Origin of the sequence: Candidatus Nitrosotalea sp. FS (assembly GCF_011319475.1) — an archaeon.
Taxonomy (GTDB): Archaea; Thermoproteota; Nitrososphaeria; order Nitrososphaerales; family Nitrosopumilaceae; genus Nitrosotalea.
Map to the genome: position 1 here is coordinate 1 of NZ_RCMC01000286.1, position 3,279 is coordinate 3,279.

Sequence of the window (3,279 nt, forward strand, 5' to 3'; positions counted from 1 at the left end):
TCAAGATATCACGTCAGAATACATGAAGACCTTAAAGGATCAGTTTGGCAATTCGGTGGAGATTACTCCTGATTTTGGAGCAGAGTGGACATGCATACCACACTTTTACCATTCTCCGTTTTACTGCTATTCGTATTCATTTGGTAACTTGTTGTCGCTGTCACTATACCAGAGATACAGAAAAGAGGGCAGAGGATTTGCCTCAACCTACGTAGACATACTTGCTGCAGGTGGCTCTAAAAAACCAGAAGACCTGCTCAAGGAGCATGGAATTGACATTGCATCTGAGAGTTTCTGGCAAGAAGGTTTTGAGTACATCAAAAATCAGACAGAAAGACTCTCCAAAGTTATTAATTAAAAGCGCCTGGCAGTCAAGCGCCCCCAACTGCCAGGCAATGTTCCCCTACGGTTTGAACCGATGTCAATGGCTTTATGCACACATTATAATTTAAACCTAGAGTTTAGATCGAGAACTATTTTATTTTATGACGACCATTACTTGCCAAGTGAAATATCCACGATGCTGCAATAAAGAACCCGAGTACTTGATCACTTATGATTGTGGACCAGACCCACAGCAGACGATGCTTGTCTGTAAAAGCCACTACAAGGAAGAGCCATTTCAGAGGTTTGCAATAAAAATAGAAAAATTAAGAGAATAACTTAATAGTTCGATTTCAAAAAACTGCTGTAATTGAAAAGTCTTCTTTCGTTATCAATAATTTTCGCGTTACTTTTGACTACATTTGTTTCCGTATCTGCACAACAACCACAACTTGCGTCATACCGTGAAACAGCTCACATACTAGTTGATGAAAAAGTACAAAACAAGACCACTGCGTTTGTCACCTTGGCATCAACAAGTCCAGTTGAGATGCGAGTTCCAGCAGATCTAAGCTTGAAAGTACAAAACACTGCAAATGTAACATCAGTTGTAATTACAAATGCACAAGATTGCGTTCTCGGAATTCAAGACCAAGGATGTATCATAGTGAACATCATCTCCCCAGCGCTTATTGAAACATACAATATCAACACCATCCAGAAAGATGCCCAACAAGTCGGAGACAGTCTTATTGACAGCATAAACAAGGCGTTTGCAACAAATGCACAGTTTAACNTGTTCTTGGAATCCAAGATCAAGGATGTGTCATAGTAAACATCGTGTCACCAGCACTTATTGAAACATACAATATCAATACCATCCAAAAAGATGCACAACAAGTCGGAGACAGTCTTATTGGCAGCATAAACAAGGCGTTTGCAACAAATGCACAGTTTAACAGCGTCTATGTCAATCCAAAAGGAGACCTGAGCAGTGCACTAGGTACATCCGGTGTAGTATCTGGAAACAGGACAATATCTGTCATATACACAATGTCAAGACCTGATTCATCATATCTTTTTGATGGATTGACTGCAATCTTGATTCCAAAACAAATTCGTGATGACGGAGGATTTTTCAATGCAGCACAAAAGATGGCACAGGATTCCAATTCCACTGTAACGTTTGTCATCACTCCAGGACAAGGAGCGTTGCTCTATCAATTACAAGTATCAAAACAAGTACCAATCACCGGTCCAGTCACCACAGTCAAGCCACTTGAACTGTTTGGAGTTGACAAGCTTCAAAGATCATCTTACTTTGATGTTGGATTCTTCCCCTTGAATTCCATTTTAGATGTAACCGCAATATCAAATCAAAACATCGCAATTACAAACCACGGTGGAGATTTGACTCCAAGTTCAATCAAGGATGGTCAAAAGTTTCCAACAGACCTGACAAAGTCAGGGTGGATAATAGACCCAGAATACGGACAAAGGGTATCAGCAGTATACTTGTTTGGAAAAGATACATCAGTCACAAGTGACCAAGCTTCTCTGACTTTGGGCAATACCATGCCATCAGACTATACACAGGGTAACGACACATCCCCACCACCTGTTCCAAAAGTTTCTAACAACTATTCCATTTACGTTTTGATTGGAATCGTTGCAGCAGGCGGAGCTGCAGTGTACTTGTTTATGAAACGAAGATAAAATTTAGAGAATTAATACCGCTGCTGTAAATACCGTAGTCCATTGACCTTTTGCGTCACCGACTGCACTCTGTGTTATGTTTCGAGTCTTGTAGATTTGTCCAGATATCTTCCATTGTTGTCTTTTCACATCCCAGCTCTTGTTGACATCAAATGAAATTCCAAGTGATGATGCAAGCATTTGTGCTGCAATGTCTTCTGCATAGTCACCTGCCTCTTTTTCAGTCTCTCCAAATGAGACATATTCTGAGAGATAGCCATACTTTGTCTTGTCCTTGGGCTCTGCAATTCCAACAGATGCGGCCATCAATCGGTGTGGCTCATTGCTCTCTTGTCTTGAATAGATTGCAAAGGTAACGCTGCCAGGTCTTATCAACTTCAGCCCTTCAGCTTTTGGGATAACCTTGCAGCCAGGTGGAAATATACTGGATATTAAAACCAAATTTGTTCCGGCAATTCCTGCATCTCGCAATGCATATTCAAAACTTGTTAGCCTATCAGCGTGAACGCCCTTACCTTTAGTAAGGAAAATTTTCTTGGCTACTAAATCTAGCACAAATCAAGTCTTAACTCACATCTTTAAAAATATATTGAATCTATGAAAATCGAATTATTTCAAGTTCTGCAATGACGAAATTATTTCTTGGCCATGTCTTTCAGGACTGATCTCTCTGAAAATTTTTGCAACTTTGCCATTCTTGTCAATCACAAAAGTAGATCGTTTTGCAAGTCCTGCGATATTTAGTCCAGCATAGGCTTTACAGACAGTTTTTGCTGTATCACTTAGGTGACTATATGGTACCCCATATTCTTCTACAAACTTTTTTTGATCCTGTACTGTATCTATAGAGATTGCAAAGAGCTCAGCGTCGTGTTCTTTTATCTGGGATAAGCAGCAATTGTTGCCTCTGCCATCTGGAATACTTTTTTTGAGGGACATGCAAACAGGTGGTTTTTAGGGTAAAAGCACAAGACCACATTTTTCTTGCCCTGAAAAGAGCTCAATTTTACAGTCGTACCATCATGTGATACAAGTTCAAAATCTGGTGCATTATCTCCTTCATTCATGATATACCTAATTTGTAATACAGGTTAATACCATTTTTGTTTGGATTTTTTTATCAGGGAATTAAACAGGAAAACTACTTTTTGAAGGTCTTTTTGTATAGTTTTATTCCAGCAGATATTGCCTTTTTGGCGCCTGCGGCATTTTTCCATCCAAGCACCTCGACTTTCTTTC

Annotated in this window: 5 protein-coding genes and 1 pseudogene; 3 read left to right on the forward strand and 3 right to left on the reverse strand. The window is 39.7% G+C overall.

Annotated elements, in window-relative coordinates; translation table 11 throughout:
• The 3 genes and pseudogenes from DYY66_RS11370 to DYY66_RS11380 all read left to right on the forward strand — a co-directional run.
• On the forward strand, positions 1–358 hold a 358-nt coding region (locus DYY66_RS11370; RefSeq protein ID WP_166289466.1), incomplete at its 5' end, for a M3 family metallopeptidase.
• Between the two features lie 148 nt (positions 359–506).
• Positions 507–662, forward strand: a complete 156-nt coding sequence (locus tag DYY66_RS11375) for a hypothetical protein (RefSeq protein ID WP_166289469.1) — start codon at positions 507–509, stop codon at positions 660–662.
• A gap of 32 nt (positions 663–694) precedes the next feature.
• Positions 695–1,120 (forward strand): annotated as a pseudogene (locus tag DYY66_RS11380) (hypothetical protein); the annotation flags it as partial.
• Between the two features lie 923 nt (positions 1,121–2,043).
• Here the strand turns inward: DYY66_RS11380 and DYY66_RS11390 are convergent.
• Genes DYY66_RS11390 through DYY66_RS15080 form a run of 3 tightly spaced genes read right to left on the reverse strand, consistent with a single transcriptional unit; the run spans position 2,044 to position 3,107 of the window.
• On the reverse strand, positions 2,044–2,595 hold the full coding sequence (locus tag DYY66_RS11390; protein ID WP_166289478.1) for a pyruvoyl-dependent arginine decarboxylase: 552 nt from the start codon (positions 2,593–2,595) through the stop codon (positions 2,044–2,046).
• Between the two features lie 54 nt (positions 2,596–2,649).
• On the reverse strand, positions 2,650–2,979 hold the full coding sequence (locus DYY66_RS11395) for a redoxin domain-containing protein (RefSeq protein WP_255496456.1): 330 nt from the start codon (positions 2,977–2,979) through the stop codon (positions 2,650–2,652).
• Positions 2,919–3,107 carry a redoxin domain-containing protein gene (locus DYY66_RS15080; RefSeq protein WP_255496457.1) on the reverse strand — a complete coding sequence of 63 codons (189 nt, stop codon included), beginning with the start codon at positions 3,105–3,107 and terminating at the stop codon, positions 2,919–2,921. Before DYY66_RS15080 ends, DYY66_RS11395 begins: the two co-directional genes overlap by 61 nt.
• Positions 3,108–3,279: the final 172 nt, after the last annotated feature.

What these genes read in the sequence shown, in the direction of transcription:
- DYY66_RS11395 (WP_255496456.1), bottom strand. Translation starts at nt 2,979, where the DNA reads ATGTCCCTCAAAAAAAGTATTCCAGATGGCAGAGGCAACAATTGCTGC.
- DYY66_RS15080 (WP_255496457.1), bottom strand. Translation starts at nt 3,107, where the DNA reads ATGAATGAAGGAGATAATGCACCAGATTTTGAACTTGTATCACATGAT.